The sequence below is a fragment of the Alistipes sp. CAG:29 genome (assembly GCF_000435435.1).
Taxonomy (GTDB): Bacteria; Bacteroidota; Bacteroidia; order Bacteroidales; family Rikenellaceae; genus Alistipes; species Alistipes onderdonkii.
Genome location: NZ_FR893486.1, coordinates 21148 through 36980 on the forward strand (window position 1 = coordinate 21148; position 15833 = coordinate 36980).

Consider the following 15833-nt stretch of genomic DNA (forward strand, 5'->3'; position numbering starts at 1 on the left):
AAACTGCGACCGGTTCCGATGCTGCGCAGATACGGCTGCCGGGGTTTGCAATACCGCCCCGGAATCCTTATCTTTGATGGAACGCTTTACGGACGGGGCGCATACACCGAAACTGCCATGACCAAAAAACTTACCTTCGCCTTGCTGGCCCTCGGGCTCCTTGCGTGCGCGCCGCGACCGGCCGGCCCGGTCGATTATGTAGACCCGTTCATCGGCACGGGCTACCACGGGCATACCTACCCGGGCGCAACGACGCCGTTCGGCATGGTGCAGCTCAGCCCCGACACGCGTGCCGGGGACTGGGACGCCTGCGCCGGATACCATTACGACGATACGACCATCGACGGTTTTTCGCATACGCACCTCAGCGGTACGGGGTGTGCCGACCTGGCCGACATCCTGTTCCATCCCACCACGCGCGAAATCGTGTTGCACGACGGCGCCTGCGTCCTGCAGCCCTATTTCTTTTCGCACGGGGACGAGAAGGCCTCCTGCGGCTATTATGCCGTGGAGTTACCCGGTGAAAATATCCGGGTGGAGCTTACGGCGGCGCCCCGTACGGGCGTGCATCGCTATACCTTTACGGGCAAGGGGCCGCGGCAGGTGGTCGTCGACCTGATGCACACGATCGCCGAGGAGCAGGTCGACATGCGCGAATTGCGGACGACGGCGCCCGATGAGATCGCCGGGATGCGCCGCACGCAGGGGTGGGTGCCCGACCAGTATGTCTTTTTCTCCGCCCGTTTTTCGGAGCCTTTCGCCGACGTGCGGCTGCTGGGCGACAAACAGGCCGTGCTGACCTTTGCGCCGGACACCGAAACGCTTACGATAGCCGTCGGGTTGTCGTCGGTCAGCGCTGAGAATGCCCGTCTCAACAGCGTCGCCGAGGTGCCGGAGCTGGATTTCGATGCCGTGCATGCGCGTGCCGCCGCGCTGTGGCGCGAAGCGCTGGGCGACATCGTCGTCGAGGGCGGTTCGCGCGACGAAATGGTCAATTTCTATACGGCGCAGTACCATACCAAGCTGACGCCCAATCTGATGAGCGATGTCAACGGCGAGTACCGCCGTCACGACCAGCGCATCGCGCGTATGCCGCAGGGCGGTGCCTACTATTCGACATTCTCGCTGTGGGACACTTTCCGCGCGTGGAACCCGTTGCAGACGCTGGTGGATACGACGTTAGTCAACGACATGATCCGCAGTATGCTCGACATGTACGACATAACGGGCGAGCTTCCGATCTGGCCGCTCGCGTCGGGCGAGACGGGGACGATGATCGGCTACCATGCCGCGTCGGTCATTGCCGACGCCTACCTGAAAGGTATCCGCGGATACGATGCCGAAAAGGCGCTCGATGCGATGATCCGCTCGTCGAACATCAATAAGAAAGGTTCCGATTACTATGTGGCACAGGGGTTTATACCTTCCAATATCAAGCGCGAGTCGGTCTCCTGCACGCTGGAATATGCCTACGACGACTGGGCGATCTCCCGCATGGCCGGGGCTATGGGCCGGGACGACGTCGCCCGGGAATATGCGCAGCGGGCGCTCAACTACGCCAATGTCTTCGACGGATCGACCTGTTTCTTCCGCGGCCGCGGGACGGACGGCAACTGGTCTGAGCCGTTCGAAGAGTTCGCCACGGGGCGCGACTATACCGAGGCCACGCCGTGGCACTACCGTTTCTTCGTGCCGCACGACGTGAACGGGCTCGCCGGGCTTTTCGGCAGCCGCGCGGCATTCGTCCGTGAACTGGATCGGCTCTTTACGCTCGAATCGGACGAGATGCAGCTCGACGTAAGCGACGTGACGGGGCTCATGGGGCAGTATGCCCACGGCAACGAACCCAGCCACCACATGGCCTACCTCTACAATTATGTCGGGCAGCCGTGGCGGACACAGGAGCTCACGCGCAGCCTGCTGCACGGGATGTACGCCCCGACGCCCGCGGGGATCATCGGCAACGAGGACTGCGGCCAGATGTCGGCGTGGTACATCTTCTCCAGCCTGGGCTTCTATCCCGTCTGCCCCGGCTCGAACCAGTTTGCGCTGACCGCACCCCAATTCCCGAAGGCCGTCGTGCGCCTGGCCAACGGCCGCACGCTGACCGTTACGGCAAACAACCCCCGCCGCAATACCTATATCGCTTCGGTGACGCTCGACGGAGTGCCCGTGACCGAAAATTTCATCACCTACGAACAACTGATGCAGGGTGGGGAACTGCATTTCGAACTCCGTGCGGAACCCGATTACGCCCGTGGAACGGATGCCGCAGCAGAGCCCTATTCGCTTACGCGCGGCCAGGTCGTTTCGATTCCCTATACCACGCAGAACGTGAGCCTCTTCACCGAGCCTGTGCCCGTCGCCCTGGCCACGACGACGGCCGGAGCCGAAATCCGCTATACGCTCGACGGCTCGGAGCCGGACGAAACCTCGGTGCTCTATGCCGGGCCCGTCGTTGTCGACCGCTCGCTGACGCTCAAAGCGCGGGGATTCAAACCCGGAGCCGCACCGAGCCGTACGCTGACGCTCCAAGCCGAGAAGGCCGTATTCCGCAAGGGACTGCCCGGAGCGGGCGCGGCCATGCGTCCGGGTGTCGCCTATGCCTGTTACGAAGGCGTGTTCTCGCATGTGGACGAGATTCGCCGGGGAAAGCTCGTGGCGTCCGGGACAATGCCCGAGCCGTCGATTGCCGATGCCCCGCAGGAAGACCATTTCGGATATATTTTCAACGGCTGGATCCGTATTCCCGAACGGGGCGTGTGGGAGTTCATGACCAAGAGCGATGACGGCAGCGTGCTCGTGATCGGCGACCGGAAGGTGGTCGACAACGATGGGTCGCACGCTTCGGTCATGGCGACCGGGCGCGTGGCGCTCGAAGCGGGTCTGCATCCCTATACGCTCATGTATTTCGAGGATTACGAGGGGCAGGATCTCTCCTGGGGCTGGAGGGCGCCCGGAGCGGCTCTCTTCGAGCAGATCCCCGCGGAGCGTTTGTACGTTGAATTTCCCGATTGTCCCGCTGATTAAACTATAAAGTTATGAAACGATTGTTCTATCTTCTTGCGGCAGCGGCGTTCACTGCCTGCGGTTCGGCCACGACGCTCAGCGTCATGACCTTCAACATGCGTTACGACAACCCCGAAGACGGGGCGGACAACTGGCGTTTCCGCCGCGGGCGGGTCGCCGAGGTGATCGCTTCGCACGGCGTCGACGTTTTCGGCACGCAGGAGCTGCTTGCCAACCAGCTCGGCGACCTGAAGCGTTTGCTGCCCGGCTATGCTGCGGTGGGCGTCGGCCGTGAGGACGGTGCCGAGGCGGGCGAGTTCAGTGCCGTATTTTACCGGCGGGATCGTTTTACGCCCCTCGAATCCGGGACTTTCTGGCTGAGCGAAACCCCCGACGTCGCAGGCTCGAAAGGGTGGGACGGCGCCTGCGAGCGCGTGGCAACCTGGGTCGTACTGCATGACAGGGAAGGGGGCCGGGAGTTCCTCTTCGTCAACACCCACCTCGACCATGTAGGGCAGGTCGCCCGCGACGAAGGCGTGAACCTGCTCAGGGAGCGCATCGAAGCGCTGCGCGGGGATCGGCCTGTGATCCTGACGGGCGATTTCAATTCCGAGCCCGGCTCGTCGGTCGTGGCGCACGTGCAGAAAGACGGCGTACTGCATGACGTGAAGCAGGTCGCCGCCCGTAAATCCGGCACGGAGTGGAGCTTTTCCGACTTCGGGCAGATACCCGAGGCCGAACGCCCGTTGCTCGACTACATCTTCGTGAGCGACGGCATCGCCGCCGACCTTTACGAGGTGCTGCCCGATACGCTCGGTGGCGGTTATGTCTCCGACCATGCCCCCGTGATGGCCATCGTCAAATTCGAAAAATAACATCCCGCAATGAAAAAGATACTCAAAATCTGGCTGCTGTTCGCAGCACTGTGCACCTGCGCCACGGCTGTGGCCGAGCGCCCCATCCTGATCCATTCGCACAACGATTATTGCCGCCGTGCCCCCTTCTGGCAGGCGTACGCCCAGCAGGTCTATTCCATCGAGGCCGACGTGTTCCTGCACGACGGCAAGCTGCTCGTGGGGCACGAGGTCGAAGACCTTTCGCCCGGCATGACCTTCGAGGCGCTCTACGTCGAACCGCTGGTGACGCTCTTCGGGCGTAACGGCGGGCGGGCGTGGAAGGATTCCGGCGAACACCTTCAACTGATGGTCGAGCTCAAGTCTGCTACCGAACCGACTTTGCAGGCCGTTGCGGCATTGCTGGGCCGCTATCCCGAGGTGTTCGATCCGGCGGTGAACCCCGAGGCCGTGCGCGTCGCCGTCACGGGGCGTGTCCCGGCACCGGCCGATTTCGGCAAATATCCCTCCTATATCCGTTTCGACGGGGTGTGGGATGCCGACTATACGCCCGCGCAACTGGAGCGCATCGCCCTCGTAAGCGCCGATTTCAGCGACTATTCGCAGTGGAACGGCAAGGGCTCGATCATCCCGGCCGAGCGTGCGGAACTGGAGACGGTCATCGACCGCGCGCACGCCTGGGGAAAACCCGTGCGTTTCTGGGGCGCCCCCGAAGGGACGACGGTTTACTATACCTTTTATAATATGGGTATCGACTACCTCAATACCGACCACCCCGAGGCGTGCGCCGCGTTCTTCGATGATTTCGGCAACAAGAATTTCCAGATCGGCGAATGCCGCACGGCCGCCGAAGGCGTGACGGGCACCAAGCGCCTGGACAAGACCACGCGCGATTTCCGGGGCTTCCAGAACGATAAGCTGCAACTCTCCAAGGGCATCGACGTCTACACCCCGACTTACCGCAACGACGGGGGCCGGGGACGGGTTCGCAACGTGATCTACCTGATCGGCGACGGCATGGGGCTGTCGCAGATCGTGGCGGCTTTCTATGCCAACAAGGGGCTGTCGACCCTGCAGATGAAATATATCGGCCTGCAACAGAACAATGCGCTGGATGCCTTCACGACCGATTCGGCTGCCGGCGGCAGCGCCCTGGCCACGGGCGAACGTCACGATAACCGCCATATCTCGATGAGCCCGGAGGGCGTGCCGTATCCCTCGCTGAGCGATTTCTTCCACGACAGGGGGCTGCCCGTGGGCGTCGTGACGCTGGGTAACATCGCCGATGCCACGCCGACGGCCTTCTACGGGCATTCGGTCGAGCGCGACAATGCCGACGAGCTGACCCGCTGCCTCATGGACGGGCGTATCGACCTGCTTTGCGGCAGCGGCATCCGTGAATTTACACGCCGCAAGGACGGGATCGACCTGGTCGGGGAGCTGGAGAAACAATACGATTTCGTGCGTTCGGTCGATGGGATCGATGCCGCGAAGGGCAAGGTCATCTGCATCGACGAGGCGATGGACGACGCGGCCGAGGAGACCAACCTGACACTGCTGGCCGATGCCACGCGTGCTTCGATCGCCAAATTGCGGGAACGCGGCGGCGAAGGGTTTTTCCTGATGGTCGAGGGTGCCAAGATCGACTATGCGGGGCATTCGCGCTGCCTGCCCGGTTCTATTATCGAAATGTTGAGCTTCGACCTGGCCGTCGCCGAGGCGCTGAAATTCGCCGACTCGAACGGCGAGACGCTCGTCATCGTCACGGCCGACCATGAAACCGGCGGCCTGGTGGTGGTCGACGGCGACGAGCATACGGGGCGCGTGACGGGCGTCTATGTCTCCGACGACCATACGCCCGCTATGCTTCCGGTATTCGCCTACGGCCCGGGCGCCGACAAGTTCTGCGGCACCTACATGAATACCGAGATTGCACGCAGGATAAAATCACTGATAAAATAACCGCATACTATGACGCTACGCAAACAAATCGCGGCATTCGTGTCGCTGGTCTTCGCAGCGGGCACGGCAGGGGCGCAAGACCTCAAATCGGGGCCCTACAAGCTGCCCTACAAAAACACCTATGTAAAGGAGGTATTCGTGGCCGAGAACGAGTTCCGCACGGCCAAACCCGAACACATCAAACCCCGGACGTTCGCCGAGGCGCGCAAGATCCTGCCCTCGCCCGTGTGGGAAGGGCATGAAAAGGAGGTCGAGATGTACTGGCACGCCTGGCAGATCGCCGTGGGCAACATCCGCCAGCCGCAGGAGGGCTCCGGGTTCGTGTCGCCTTACCTCGATATTGCCTACAACGGCAATATCTTCATGTGGGACGCTTCGTTCATGATGATGTTCGCCCGCTACGGTTACCGCTTTTTCCCGTTCCAGCGCACGCTGGACAACTTCTACGCCAAGCAGCATCCCGACGGGTTTATCTGCCGCGAGATCCGTGCCGACGGCTCCGACTGCTTCGAGCGCTACGATCCCACCTCGACGGGGCCCAACCTGCTGCCGTGGGTCGAACTGATGTATTACCGCCAGTTCGGCGACATCGACCGCCTGCACAAGGTTTTCCCCGCCCTGTGCGCCTATGCCAAGTGGTGGCGGCTCAACCGCACGTGGCCCGACGGCACCTACTGGTCGAGCGGGTGGGGGACGGGCATGGACAACATGCCCCGCGTGAAGCCCGAATACAACCCGATCTTCTCGCACGGCCACATGGTATGGCTTGACACCAACCTGCAGCAGATGCTGGTCGACGAGTCGCTGCTCAACATCGGTTTCCACATCGAACGCTGGCAGGAGATCGAGGACATGGAGGACGAGATGAAACGGCTGCGCGCCTATGTCAACGAACACCTGTGGGACGATGCGACGGGTTTCCTCTACGACCGCTACGGCGACGGGTCGCTCTGCACGACCAAGGGGATCGGCGCCTTCTGGGCCCTGCAGGCCGACGCGCTGGACAAGGGGCGGATGGATCGCATGGTGGCGCACCTGGCGGACACGGCCGAATTCGACCGTCCGCACCGCGTGCCGTCGCTCTCGGCCGACCACCCGAAATACAACCCGACGGGCCGTTACTGGCAGGGCGGCGTATGGCCGGGTGCCAATTACATGGTCATCGACGGCCTCTACCGCAAGGGCTACCATGACCTTGCGCTGGAGGTGGCCGAAAACCATTTCAACGCCGTATTCGAAGTGTGGAAGAATACCGGGACTTTCTGGGAGTACTATGCCCCGGAGAAGATCGAACCCGGGTTCATGGCCCGCAAGGACTTCGTGGGCTGGGCAGGGCTGCCGCCGATCGCGGTGTTCATCGAGTATATCCTCGGCATCAAATCCGACTATTCCGAGGGGCGTATCGTATGGGATATCAACCATACCGAGGCCCACGGCATCGACCGCTATCCCTATGGCCCCGAGGGCGTCGTAGGGCTGAAGGTCAAGGGCCGCAATTCAGCCGGGGACGTGCCTGCGGTGAGCGTTACGACCAACGTGCCGTTCGACCTGACGGTGACGTGGGGCGACGGGCAGAGCCGCACCGTCCGCGTGGAGAAGAGCGGCAGCGTGAAACTGAACTAAGGAACCTAACCTACTTATGAAAAAGATAACGACTCTTATGTGTGCCGTCGCCCTGTGGTGTTCGGCACAGGCACAGGCGCCCGCCCTGCATTTCGGCCGGGACGGCAAATTCCGGATCGCACAGTTCACCGACGTGCACCTCGACCTCGGTACGCCTTACCGCCGGGCGCAGGCGGAAAAAACCATCGCCCAAATGCGCTACATCCTCGATGCGGAGCATCCCGACCTGGTGGTCTTCACGGGCGACGTGGTGACGGGCAAGCCCGCCGCCGAAGCGTGGCACCGCGTGTTGGAGCCCGTCGCGGAACGCAACCTGCCGTTTTGCGTGGTGCTGGGGAACCACGACGCCGAGCAGGATCTCACACGCGCGGAGATCGGCCGCATCGTCACCTCGTATGCCGGCACGCTCAATACGCTCGGCGCCGGGGGCGAACTGGCCGACGTGGTGCTGGAGATCGCCGGGACGACGCAACCTGCGGCATTGCTCTACTGCCTCGATTCGCACGATTATTCAACAATCCCGTCTATCGACGGCTACGGCTGGTTCACGCAGGAGCAGGTGGGCTGGTACCGTGCCCGCAGCGCCGCCTATACCGCGGCCAACGGCGGGAAGCCGCTGCCGGCGCTGGCGTTTTTCCATATCGCCCTGCCCGAATACGTCGCTGCATGGCGGAACCCCGACAATACGCATGTCGGCCGTGCCGCCGAGGATGAATGCCCCGGGGCGCTGAACCCCGGCATGTTCGCCGCGATGGCCGAGTGCGGCGATGTGATGGGCATCTTCGTGGGGCACGACCACGACATCGACTATGTGGTGGCCGAGAAGGGTATCGCCCTCGGTTACGGTCGTTTTTCGGGCGACGATACGACCTACAACAACCTGCGGCCGGGGGTGCGCATCCTCGTGCTGACCGAGGGCGAACGAGGCTTCGAGACGTGGATACACGAGCGCGACGGCCGGATTGCAGACCATGTGGAATTCCGCGGCGGGAAAGTTGTGAAAGTCAAAAATAACAACTGATTGCGCGATGAGGATTGGTGTGGATTTGGGCGGCACGAACGTGCGCGCCGGCCTGGTGAAGGATGGCCGCATCGTGCGGTTGCTCTCCGAACCCTGCAAAGCCGACCGCCCCGAAGGGGAGGTCGTGGATCAAATTGCCTCGCTCATCGGGAAGCTCATCACCTCCGACGTCGCCCGCATCGGCATCGGCGTGCCGTCGGTCGTGGATGCGGCGCGCGGGATCGTCTACAATGTCGTAGGCATCCCGTCGTGGCGCGAGGTATACCTCAAAGACCTGCTCGAAAAACGGTTCGGCGTCCCGGTATATGTCAACAACGACTGCAATTGCTTTGCTTTGGGCGTCAGCCGCTTCGGCGAGGCGAGCGCATACAGCGACGTGGTGTGCGTGGCGCTCGGCACGGGTGTCGGCGCGGGGATCGTGATCGGCGGCGAACTCTATTGCGGGCACGATACGGGCGCCGGGGAGATCGGGAGCATTCCGTACCTCGACCGCGATTACGAATACTATTGCAGCAGCCGTTTCTTCGTAGGCCGCGGCACGACGGGCAAGGAAGCCTACGAGCGTGCCCTGGCGGGCGATCCCGCGGCGCTGGCGCTGTGGCACGAATTCGGCGGACATATCGGGCGGCTGGTGATGATGATCCTCTATGCCTACGACCCCGAAGCGATCGTTTTCGGCGGGAGCATCGCCCATGCCTTCGGGTTTTTCCGGGAAGCGATGTACGAGCAGTTGAAACAGTTCCCGTATGCCAAGACGGTCGAACGGCTCCATATCTGCTGTTCGTCGGTCGAACACGTGGGGCTGCTGGGGGCTTCGGCGTGCGAATAACGGGCCGGGGTTTTGATTTGTCCGTTTTTTGCCTTATTTTTACCTTGTGTTTCGGAGGAACCTCCATTTAAAATAACCCGGATATGAAGAGACTTATACCCCTCGTTGTCCTTTGTGCAGCCCTCTGCGGCTGCGGTAAGGTAATCCCCGCCGACGATGAAGTCGCGGTGGTACCGCTCCCCGAACGCGTCGCGAAGGGGCAGGGAACTTTTTTGCTGACCGCTTCGACCGAAGCGGTGCTGCTGTCCGGCGACGACAGTCTGGCCTGTGTGACCGGGGCGCTCGACCAGGTACTGGAACCGGTGTTCGGCAAAGGGTTGCGGGTGCGGCATGCCGACGTGCCCCTCGACGGGGCGCTGAATATCTCGTGCGACGCGGCGATGCCGGCGGATGGCTACCGCCTGGAGATTACGCCCGGGCGTGCGGAGATTGTTGCCGGGAGCGCAGCCGGGGCGTTCTATGCGGTGCAGACCCTCCGCCAGCTGATCCCCGCTGCGGCTTACGGTGCGGCCAACGTGCGGGCCGTGGAGCTGCCCGTCGTGACGATCGAGGACAAACCGTGCCTGGGCTACCGGGGCATGATGCTCGACGTCTGCCGCCATTTCTTCACGGTCGACGAAGTGAAGGAGGCGCTCGATATCATGGCCCTGCATAAGCTCAACGTGTTCCACTGGCACCTGACCGACGACCAGGGATGGCGTATCGAGATTAAGAAATACCCGAAACTGACCGAGGTGGGTTCCGTACGCAGCCGTACGCTGATCGGCCGCGACCCGGGCGGCGAGTACGACGAAAACTGCAAGTTCGACGAAACGCCCTATGGCGGTTACTATACGCAGGACGAGATCCGCGACATCGTGGACTACGCCGCGAAGCGTTTTATCACGGTGATCCCCGAGATCGAATTCCCCGGACATGCCGTGGGCGCGCTGGCCTCCTATCCGTGGCTCGGCTGCACGGGCGAACAATACGAGGTGCGCCAGACCTGGGATATCGACGACAGGGTGTTCTGCATCGGCAAGGAGACGACCTTCGAATTCATCGAGGGGGTGCTGGAAGAGGTCGTCGGCCTTTTCCCGTCGGAATACATCCATATCGGCGGCGACGAATGTCCGACGGTGATGTGGGAGAAGTGCCCGCATTGCAAGGCGCGCATGAAGGCCGAAGGGCTGAGGCGCCCGCGCCAGTTGCAGAATTACGCTACGGCGCGCGTCGAAAAGTTTCTGAACGCCCGCGGACGCCGCCTGATCGGCTGGGATGAGATTCTCGAAGGCGATGTCACCCCGACGGCGACCATCATGTCGTGGCGCGGAGCGAAAGGGGGGATCGAGGCCGCCAGGCAGGGCAACCATGCCATCATGGCGCCGACCACGAACTGCTACCTGGATTACTACCAGACGCGCGATACGGCCCGCGAACCCCTTGCCATCGGCGGGTACCTACCTGTGGAGAAGGTCTACGAACTCGATCCTTACGAGCAGCTGACGCCTGCCGAGCAGGTTTGTATCCTGGGCGTGCAGGCCAACCTGTGGACGGAGTATATCGCGACATGGCCCCATGCCGAATATATGCTTCTGCCGCGCCTGAGCGCGCTGGCCGAAGTGGGGTGGAGCCTCGACCGGAAGGATTATGCCGGCTATCTGCACCGTGTCCGCCGCCTGGCGCGGATCTACGATGCCTGCGGGTATAATTATGCGCGGCATATTTTCGGGGAGTAGACTACTCCCGCATACGAACGGGGATCGGCTGTGTGTCGATCCCCGTTTTTTGTGCCCCGCAGCGGCGCCGCAGGCCCTCGGGGATATTATCTCGGGTTTTGGGCGGCGTGTTCGTAAATTTTTCCTATCTTTGGAGGCAAAAAGTGTGCGGATTATGGATTTGAAATACGTGCGGAGCGAATTGCGCAAGCTCTCGGAAATCGTTGAAGGCTGGAATGCGAACCAGGAGATCGGCTCCCTCGAGCGGGATCTCGTACTCGATAAGTTGCGGACACTCTACGAGGCCGTGCGTTTCGGTGCGGAGGCGGAACCTCCCGCGGCAGATGCCTCCGGACAGGAACCCTTCCCGACGGAGATTCCGGTCAGCTTAGACCTCGGCGAGGTGCTTTCGATCGAGTCGCTGTCCGTGGCGGAACCCGAATTACCGTCGCTCTCCGGATCCGGGCCGGAACCCGAATCAGGGTTCATTGCGCCCCTGGCCGGCCTGCCCGTGGCGGAGTCCGGGGCAGATTTCCCCGATTGCGATACCGCGGTGGCGGAAACGGTGGCCGAATCCGTGCTGGATTCCGTGCCGGCGGACGGACAAGAGCCGGCCGGGGTTGTTGCGGAACCTGCCGAAATCCCGGCTGAACCGGCTGCGGGGCCGATTGCGGAGGCTGAACCCCCGGTTGCCGGGCTGGTTTCCGATCCTGAAACCCCGGCTGCGGAAGAAATTCCTGCGCCCGAATCGACTGGAAATAGCGCCGGCAAGGAAGTGCCGGCTGAAAATATTGCGGCGGCATCCGAATCGCATGGGGATTCCGGTTCGCAGGAGCTTGCCCGTGTGCCGGGGGCATCCGGGCCGCAAGGGGCAACCGCCCCCCGGGACGAGCCCGCACACCGGGAAGCACCCTCGGGGATGCCCGAACCGGAAGCAATTGCCGGATCAGGGGCGGAAACGGGCGTTACCCACCCGGCTCCCGGAGCGGGGACGCATCCTGCGGCAGCGCCGCAGCCGATCGCGCCGACCTTGTTCGGCATCGAAGAGGAGACCCAGCGCCACCGCCATAAACAGCGGGTAATCATGTCGCTTTACAATCCCGAACCCACGGCTGCACGGCCAACGGCCGAAAAGCCTGCTCCGGCACCTGCCGCGGGGGACGCCGCAAGAACCGCGGCCGGGCGGCCGCAGCTTCCAACCGACAGTCTGGCAACCGACAGCCCGGAACCGGTATCCGGCCCTGGCGTTTCTGTCCCGGACACCCAGCGTATGTTCGCCGGGGATGAAGCTCCTGCGGAAGGGGTGTATGCGGCGTCCGTGTCGCAGCGTCCGGCACCCGTGCCCGACACCGGGAATGACGACGAAGAGCCCGATTTCGAGGAGATTACCCTTGCAGGGAACGGGGCGCCGAATAACGGGGCCGTACTGGGCGAAGTGATCAACCATGACAAACAGACGCTGGCCGATACGATTGTGCCGCCGCGCGACATGGCCTCGGAACTGCGCCGCAGCGAGCCCGTCACCGACCTGAGGCGCGCCATCGGCATCAACGACAAGTTCCTGATGATCCGCGACTTGTTCGACGGCGATGCCCGGGCTTACGAAGCGGCGCTCGACAAGCTCGATGCCTTCGGCGATTTCGACGACTGCATGATTTACATTGCCGAGAATTATGTCTGGAATGCCAATTCCGACGGCGCGAAGTTCCTGATGGAACTGCTCGAACGTAAATTCGCATAGCCCCATGGCCAAGCTCTATATCGTACCTACCCCGATCGGGAACCTCGACGATATCACGCTGCGGGCGGTCAATGTGCTGCGCGAGGTGGATTTCATCCTCGCCGAGGATACGCGTACTACGTCGTTCCTGCTCAGACACCTCGGTATCGAGAAAAAACTCCATTCGCACCACAAGTTCAACGAACACGCCACGGTCAAGATGGTGGCCGGGTCGATTGCCGCCGGACGCAATGCCGCGCTGGTCTCGGACGCCGGGACGCCCGGGATCTCCGATCCGGGGTTTCTGCTGGTCAGGACGTGTGTCGAGGCCGGCATCGAGGTCGAGACGCTCCCCGGTGCCACGGCGCTGGTTCCCGCTCTTGTGCAGAGCGGATTCCCGTGCGACCGGTTTTGTTTCGAGGGGTTTCTGCCCCAGAAAAAGGGGCGGGCGAAGCAGTTGCAGTCGCTTGCCGACGAGGAGCGCACGATGGTATTCTACGAATCGCCCTACCGGGTGGTGAAATGCCTCGAACAGTTCGCCGAAGTTTTCGGATCGGAACGCAGGGTGTCCGTATCGCGTGAGCTGACCAAGAAGTTCGAGCAGACCGTGCGGGGCACTGTCGCCGAAGTGCTGGAACATTTTCGTACGACGGAACCCAAAGGCGAATTTGTGATCGTATTGGCCGGGAAACCCAAACCGAAGAGGGAATTACCGGATGAGGAGACTGAATAAAGGACTGGAAAATGGAAAACAACAACGATACGCATCGGATCAAACGTTCTTCCTCGGCATGGCTGGGAGAGATGCGTGAATTCCTCCGGGGGCGTTTCAGCCTCGACGAAGACAAGGCACAGCGCGACGAGGTCGTGGCGTCGATCTCCAAAGGGGTGGTATTCCGCGGGGTCAACCTGTGGGTGCTGATTTTTGCGACGATGATCGCGTCGCTGGGCCTGAATGTCAATTCGGCCGCCGTGATTATCGGCGCCATGCTCATCTCGCCCATCATGGGGCCGATCATGGGCATCGGCCTCTCGCTGGGTATCAACGATTTCGAACTGCTCAAAAAGTCGCTGCGCAATTATGCGCTGATGTTCGTCGTGGCGATCGTCACCTCGACAGCCTATTTCCTGGTGTCGCCCCTGTCGTCGAACAGCAGCGAGTTGCTGGCACGTACCGTGCCGACGACCTACGACGTGCTGATCGCATTGTTCGGCGGCCTGGCTGGTATCGTGGCGCAGACGCGGCAGGATCGCACTTCGACCGTGATCCCGGGCGTGGCGATCGCTACGGCGCTGATCCCGCCCCTTTGTACCGCGGGCTTCGGCCTTGCCACGGGGCAGATACGGTTTTTCTTCGGGGCGTTCTACCTCTTTTTCATCAACTCGGTATTCATCGCCCTGGCGACCTATGCCATGGTGCGGTTCCTGAAATACGAGAAAAAGGCGTTCATCGACAAGGTGCGCGAGCGCAACGTGAAGCGGCTGATGATGGTCATCACGCTGGTGACCTTCATCCCGAGCGTCGTCATCGGGTTCCACATGGTCAGGGTGTCGCTTTTCGAGGCGGCGGCCGACAAATATGTCTCGCAGGTATTCAATTTTCCCCATACGCGTGTGATCGAGTGCAATAAGCGTTACGCACACCACGGACATCCGTCGCAGATCGAACTGCTGCTCCTGGGGGAGCCGCTCGACGACGGAACCATAGAAAACGCCCGCACGCAGATGGGTAGCTTCGGGCTCGACAAGGCCGAGCTGGTCGTCCGCCAGGCAAACACCACGGACAAGATCGACGTGGCGTCACTGCAACAAAGTTACCTCGAGCTTCTGGAGGAGAAGAACAGGCGCATCGGCGAGATGGCTGCGCAGCTGAAACGCTACCGCGTCACGAATGTCGAGGTGGACGACATTTCGCGCGAGGTGGGTGCCATGACCACGAACGTCAGGGCCATATCGCTCATGAAGGGCATTACGTTCGACGTTTCGGGCGCACCGCTCGATACGACGCTCGTCTGTGTGGTCACGCCGAAAGTCGCATCTGATTCCATCGACCGGACGACGCTCGCGAACTGGCTGAGAATCCGCACCAAGGTCGCCAATGTAAAACTTTTCGTCGAACCGTAACCGCTGATTTTCCGGATGAAACGTACAGAGCTGAATTTCATACAAAAGATATGGTTGGAGTTCCTGTGGCTTGGGGCGCGGGTATTTGCCGTGATGCCTTACTGGTTCAAGTACTACATTGTTGAAAACCTGCTCTTTTTCATCATATATTATTGCCTGCGCTACCGCATGAAGGTCGTGAAGGCCAATTTGCGGAACTCGTTCCCCGAAAAAAGCGAGCAGGAACGGGCGGCCGTCTGCCGCAGTTTTTACCGTACGCTTGCCGAGATTTTCGTCGATACGGTCAATATGGCCCACATGAGCGAGGAAAAAGGCCGTACGGTACTCACCGTAAAAGGGTTCGAGGAACATTATGCGCAGGTGCACGGCCGTGACTGGATCGCCATGACGGCCCATTTCGGCTGCTGGGAGTATTGCTCCTACTGGGGGCTTTACGAACGCTCGCAGATGCTCGTGGCCGTTTACCACCCGTTGCGCAGCAAAGTGATGGAACGCCTTTACCAGCGCCTGCGCAACTACGAGAATTCGATGACCGTGGCGATGAAGGATTCGCTGCGCTTCTACCTGCGCAACAGGGAACGCGGCATCGAGGGCAAGAACCTCGTGATGGGGCTTATCGCCGACCAGAACCCGCCGCGCCGCCCCGACAGCCATTGGTTCCGCTTTCTCAACCAGGATACGATCTTCTTCGATGGCGGGGAGAAACTGGCGCTGCGCTGTAACCTGCCGGTCTATTTCGTCCGGATGGAGCGCTTGCAGCGGGGACGTTACCAGATGTCGTTCGAACCGATCTATGACGGTGTGGAGGAGGTCGCCGAATACGAAATCACGGAACGCTACGTTAGACGTTTGGAAGCCATGATCCGCGAGCATCCCGAGCTCTGGATGTGGTCGCACCGCCGCTGGAAACACAAACGCACGAATGCCAATCGTTAAAATCGTCATACTCAACTGGAACGGCGCGGAACACCTGCGCCGCTTCCTGCCGAGCGTC

The 15833-nt window shown here is 61.7% G+C and carries 11 protein-coding genes; all 11 read left to right on the plus strand.

From position 1 onward, the window contains the following. Nucleotides 1-117 precede the first annotated feature (117 nt). The 11 genes from QVP03_RS10840 to QVP03_RS10890 all read left to right on the plus strand — a co-directional run bounded on the left by QVP03_RS10840 (nt 118) and on the right by QVP03_RS10890 (nt 15775). Nucleotides 118-3030 carry a GH92 family glycosyl hydrolase gene (locus QVP03_RS10840; protein WP_256166445.1) on the plus strand — a complete coding sequence of 971 codons (2913 nt, stop codon included), beginning with the start codon at nt 118-120 and terminating at the stop codon, nt 3028-3030. Between the two features lie 11 nt (nt 3031-3041). Then, complete coding sequence (locus QVP03_RS10845; RefSeq protein WP_022333457.1) at nt 3042-3884, plus strand: endonuclease/exonuclease/phosphatase family protein; 843 nt, start codon at nt 3042-3044, stop codon at nt 3882-3884. A 9-nt stretch (nt 3885-3893) separates the two neighbouring features. After that, nucleotides 3894-5825, plus strand: coding sequence for an alkaline phosphatase (locus tag QVP03_RS10850; protein WP_022333458.1), 1932 nt, complete (start codon nt 3894-3896; stop codon nt 5823-5825). A 9-nt stretch (nt 5826-5834) separates the two neighbouring features. Next, the gene (locus QVP03_RS10855) at nt 5835-7448 is read left to right on the plus strand and encodes an MGH1-like glycoside hydrolase domain-containing protein (protein WP_018696843.1); all 1614 of its coding nucleotides are present in this window, start codon (nt 5835-5837) and stop codon (nt 7446-7448) included. A 16-nt stretch (nt 7449-7464) separates the two neighbouring features. Beyond that, on the plus strand, nt 7465-8469 hold the full coding sequence (locus tag QVP03_RS10860) for a metallophosphoesterase family protein (RefSeq protein ID WP_229111503.1): 1005 nt from the start codon (nt 7465-7467) through the stop codon (nt 8467-8469). A 7-nt stretch (nt 8470-8476) separates the two neighbouring features. Beyond that, on the plus strand, nt 8477-9298 hold the full coding sequence (locus QVP03_RS10865) for an ROK family protein (RefSeq protein WP_022333460.1): 822 nt from the start codon (nt 8477-8479) through the stop codon (nt 9296-9298). Between the two features lie 83 nt (nt 9299-9381). Then, the gene (locus tag QVP03_RS10870; RefSeq protein WP_022333461.1) at nt 9382-11016 is read left to right on the plus strand and encodes a beta-N-acetylhexosaminidase; all 1635 of its coding nucleotides are present in this window, start codon (nt 9382-9384) and stop codon (nt 11014-11016) included. Nucleotides 11017-11170: 154 nt separating this feature from the next. Next, the gene (locus QVP03_RS10875; RefSeq protein ID WP_022333462.1) at nt 11171-12736 is read left to right on the plus strand and encodes a hypothetical protein; all 1566 of its coding nucleotides are present in this window, start codon (nt 11171-11173) and stop codon (nt 12734-12736) included. A gap of 4 nt (nt 12737-12740) precedes the next feature. Beyond that, nucleotides 12741-13448, plus strand: coding sequence for a 16S rRNA (cytidine(1402)-2'-O)-methyltransferase (rsmI, locus tag QVP03_RS10880; protein WP_022333463.1), 708 nt, complete (start codon nt 12741-12743; stop codon nt 13446-13448). An 11-nt stretch (nt 13449-13459) separates the two neighbouring features. Beyond that, a complete protein-coding gene (locus tag QVP03_RS10885; protein ID WP_022333464.1) occupies nt 13460-14839 on the plus strand; it encodes a TIGR00341 family protein in 1380 nt (459 codons plus the stop codon). 15 nt (nt 14840-14854) lie between these two features. Continuing rightward, entirely contained in the window at nt 14855-15775 is a 921-nt protein-coding gene (locus QVP03_RS10890; RefSeq protein WP_022333465.1) for a lysophospholipid acyltransferase family protein, read from the plus strand. Nucleotides 15776-15833: the final 58 nt, after the last annotated feature.

Excerpts from the sequence above, each read along its gene's own strand:
- QVP03_RS10840 (WP_256166445.1), top strand. The coding sequence starts at position 118 with ATGACCAAAAAACTTACCTTCGCCTTGCTGGCCCTCGGGCTCCTTGCG.
- QVP03_RS10845 (WP_022333457.1), top strand. The coding sequence starts at position 3,042 with ATGAAACGATTGTTCTATCTTCTTGCGGCAGCGGCGTTCACTGCCTGC.
- QVP03_RS10850 (WP_022333458.1), top strand. The coding sequence starts at position 3,894 with ATGAAAAAGATACTCAAAATCTGGCTGCTGTTCGCAGCACTGTGCACC.
- QVP03_RS10855 (WP_018696843.1), top strand. The coding sequence starts at position 5,835 with ATGACGCTACGCAAACAAATCGCGGCATTCGTGTCGCTGGTCTTCGCA.
- QVP03_RS10860 (WP_229111503.1), top strand. The coding sequence starts at position 7,465 with ATGAAAAAGATAACGACTCTTATGTGTGCCGTCGCCCTGTGGTGTTCG.
- QVP03_RS10865 (WP_022333460.1), top strand. The coding sequence starts at position 8,477 with ATGAGGATTGGTGTGGATTTGGGCGGCACGAACGTGCGCGCCGGCCTG.
- QVP03_RS10870 (WP_022333461.1), top strand. The coding sequence starts at position 9,382 with ATGAAGAGACTTATACCCCTCGTTGTCCTTTGTGCAGCCCTCTGCGGC.
- QVP03_RS10875 (WP_022333462.1), top strand. The coding sequence starts at position 11,171 with ATGGATTTGAAATACGTGCGGAGCGAATTGCGCAAGCTCTCGGAAATC.
- rsmI (WP_022333463.1), top strand. The coding sequence starts at position 12,741 with ATGGCCAAGCTCTATATCGTACCTACCCCGATCGGGAACCTCGACGAT.
- QVP03_RS10885 (WP_022333464.1), top strand. The coding sequence starts at position 13,460 with ATGGAAAACAACAACGATACGCATCGGATCAAACGTTCTTCCTCGGCA.
- QVP03_RS10890 (WP_022333465.1), top strand. The coding sequence starts at position 14,855 with ATGAAACGTACAGAGCTGAATTTCATACAAAAGATATGGTTGGAGTTC.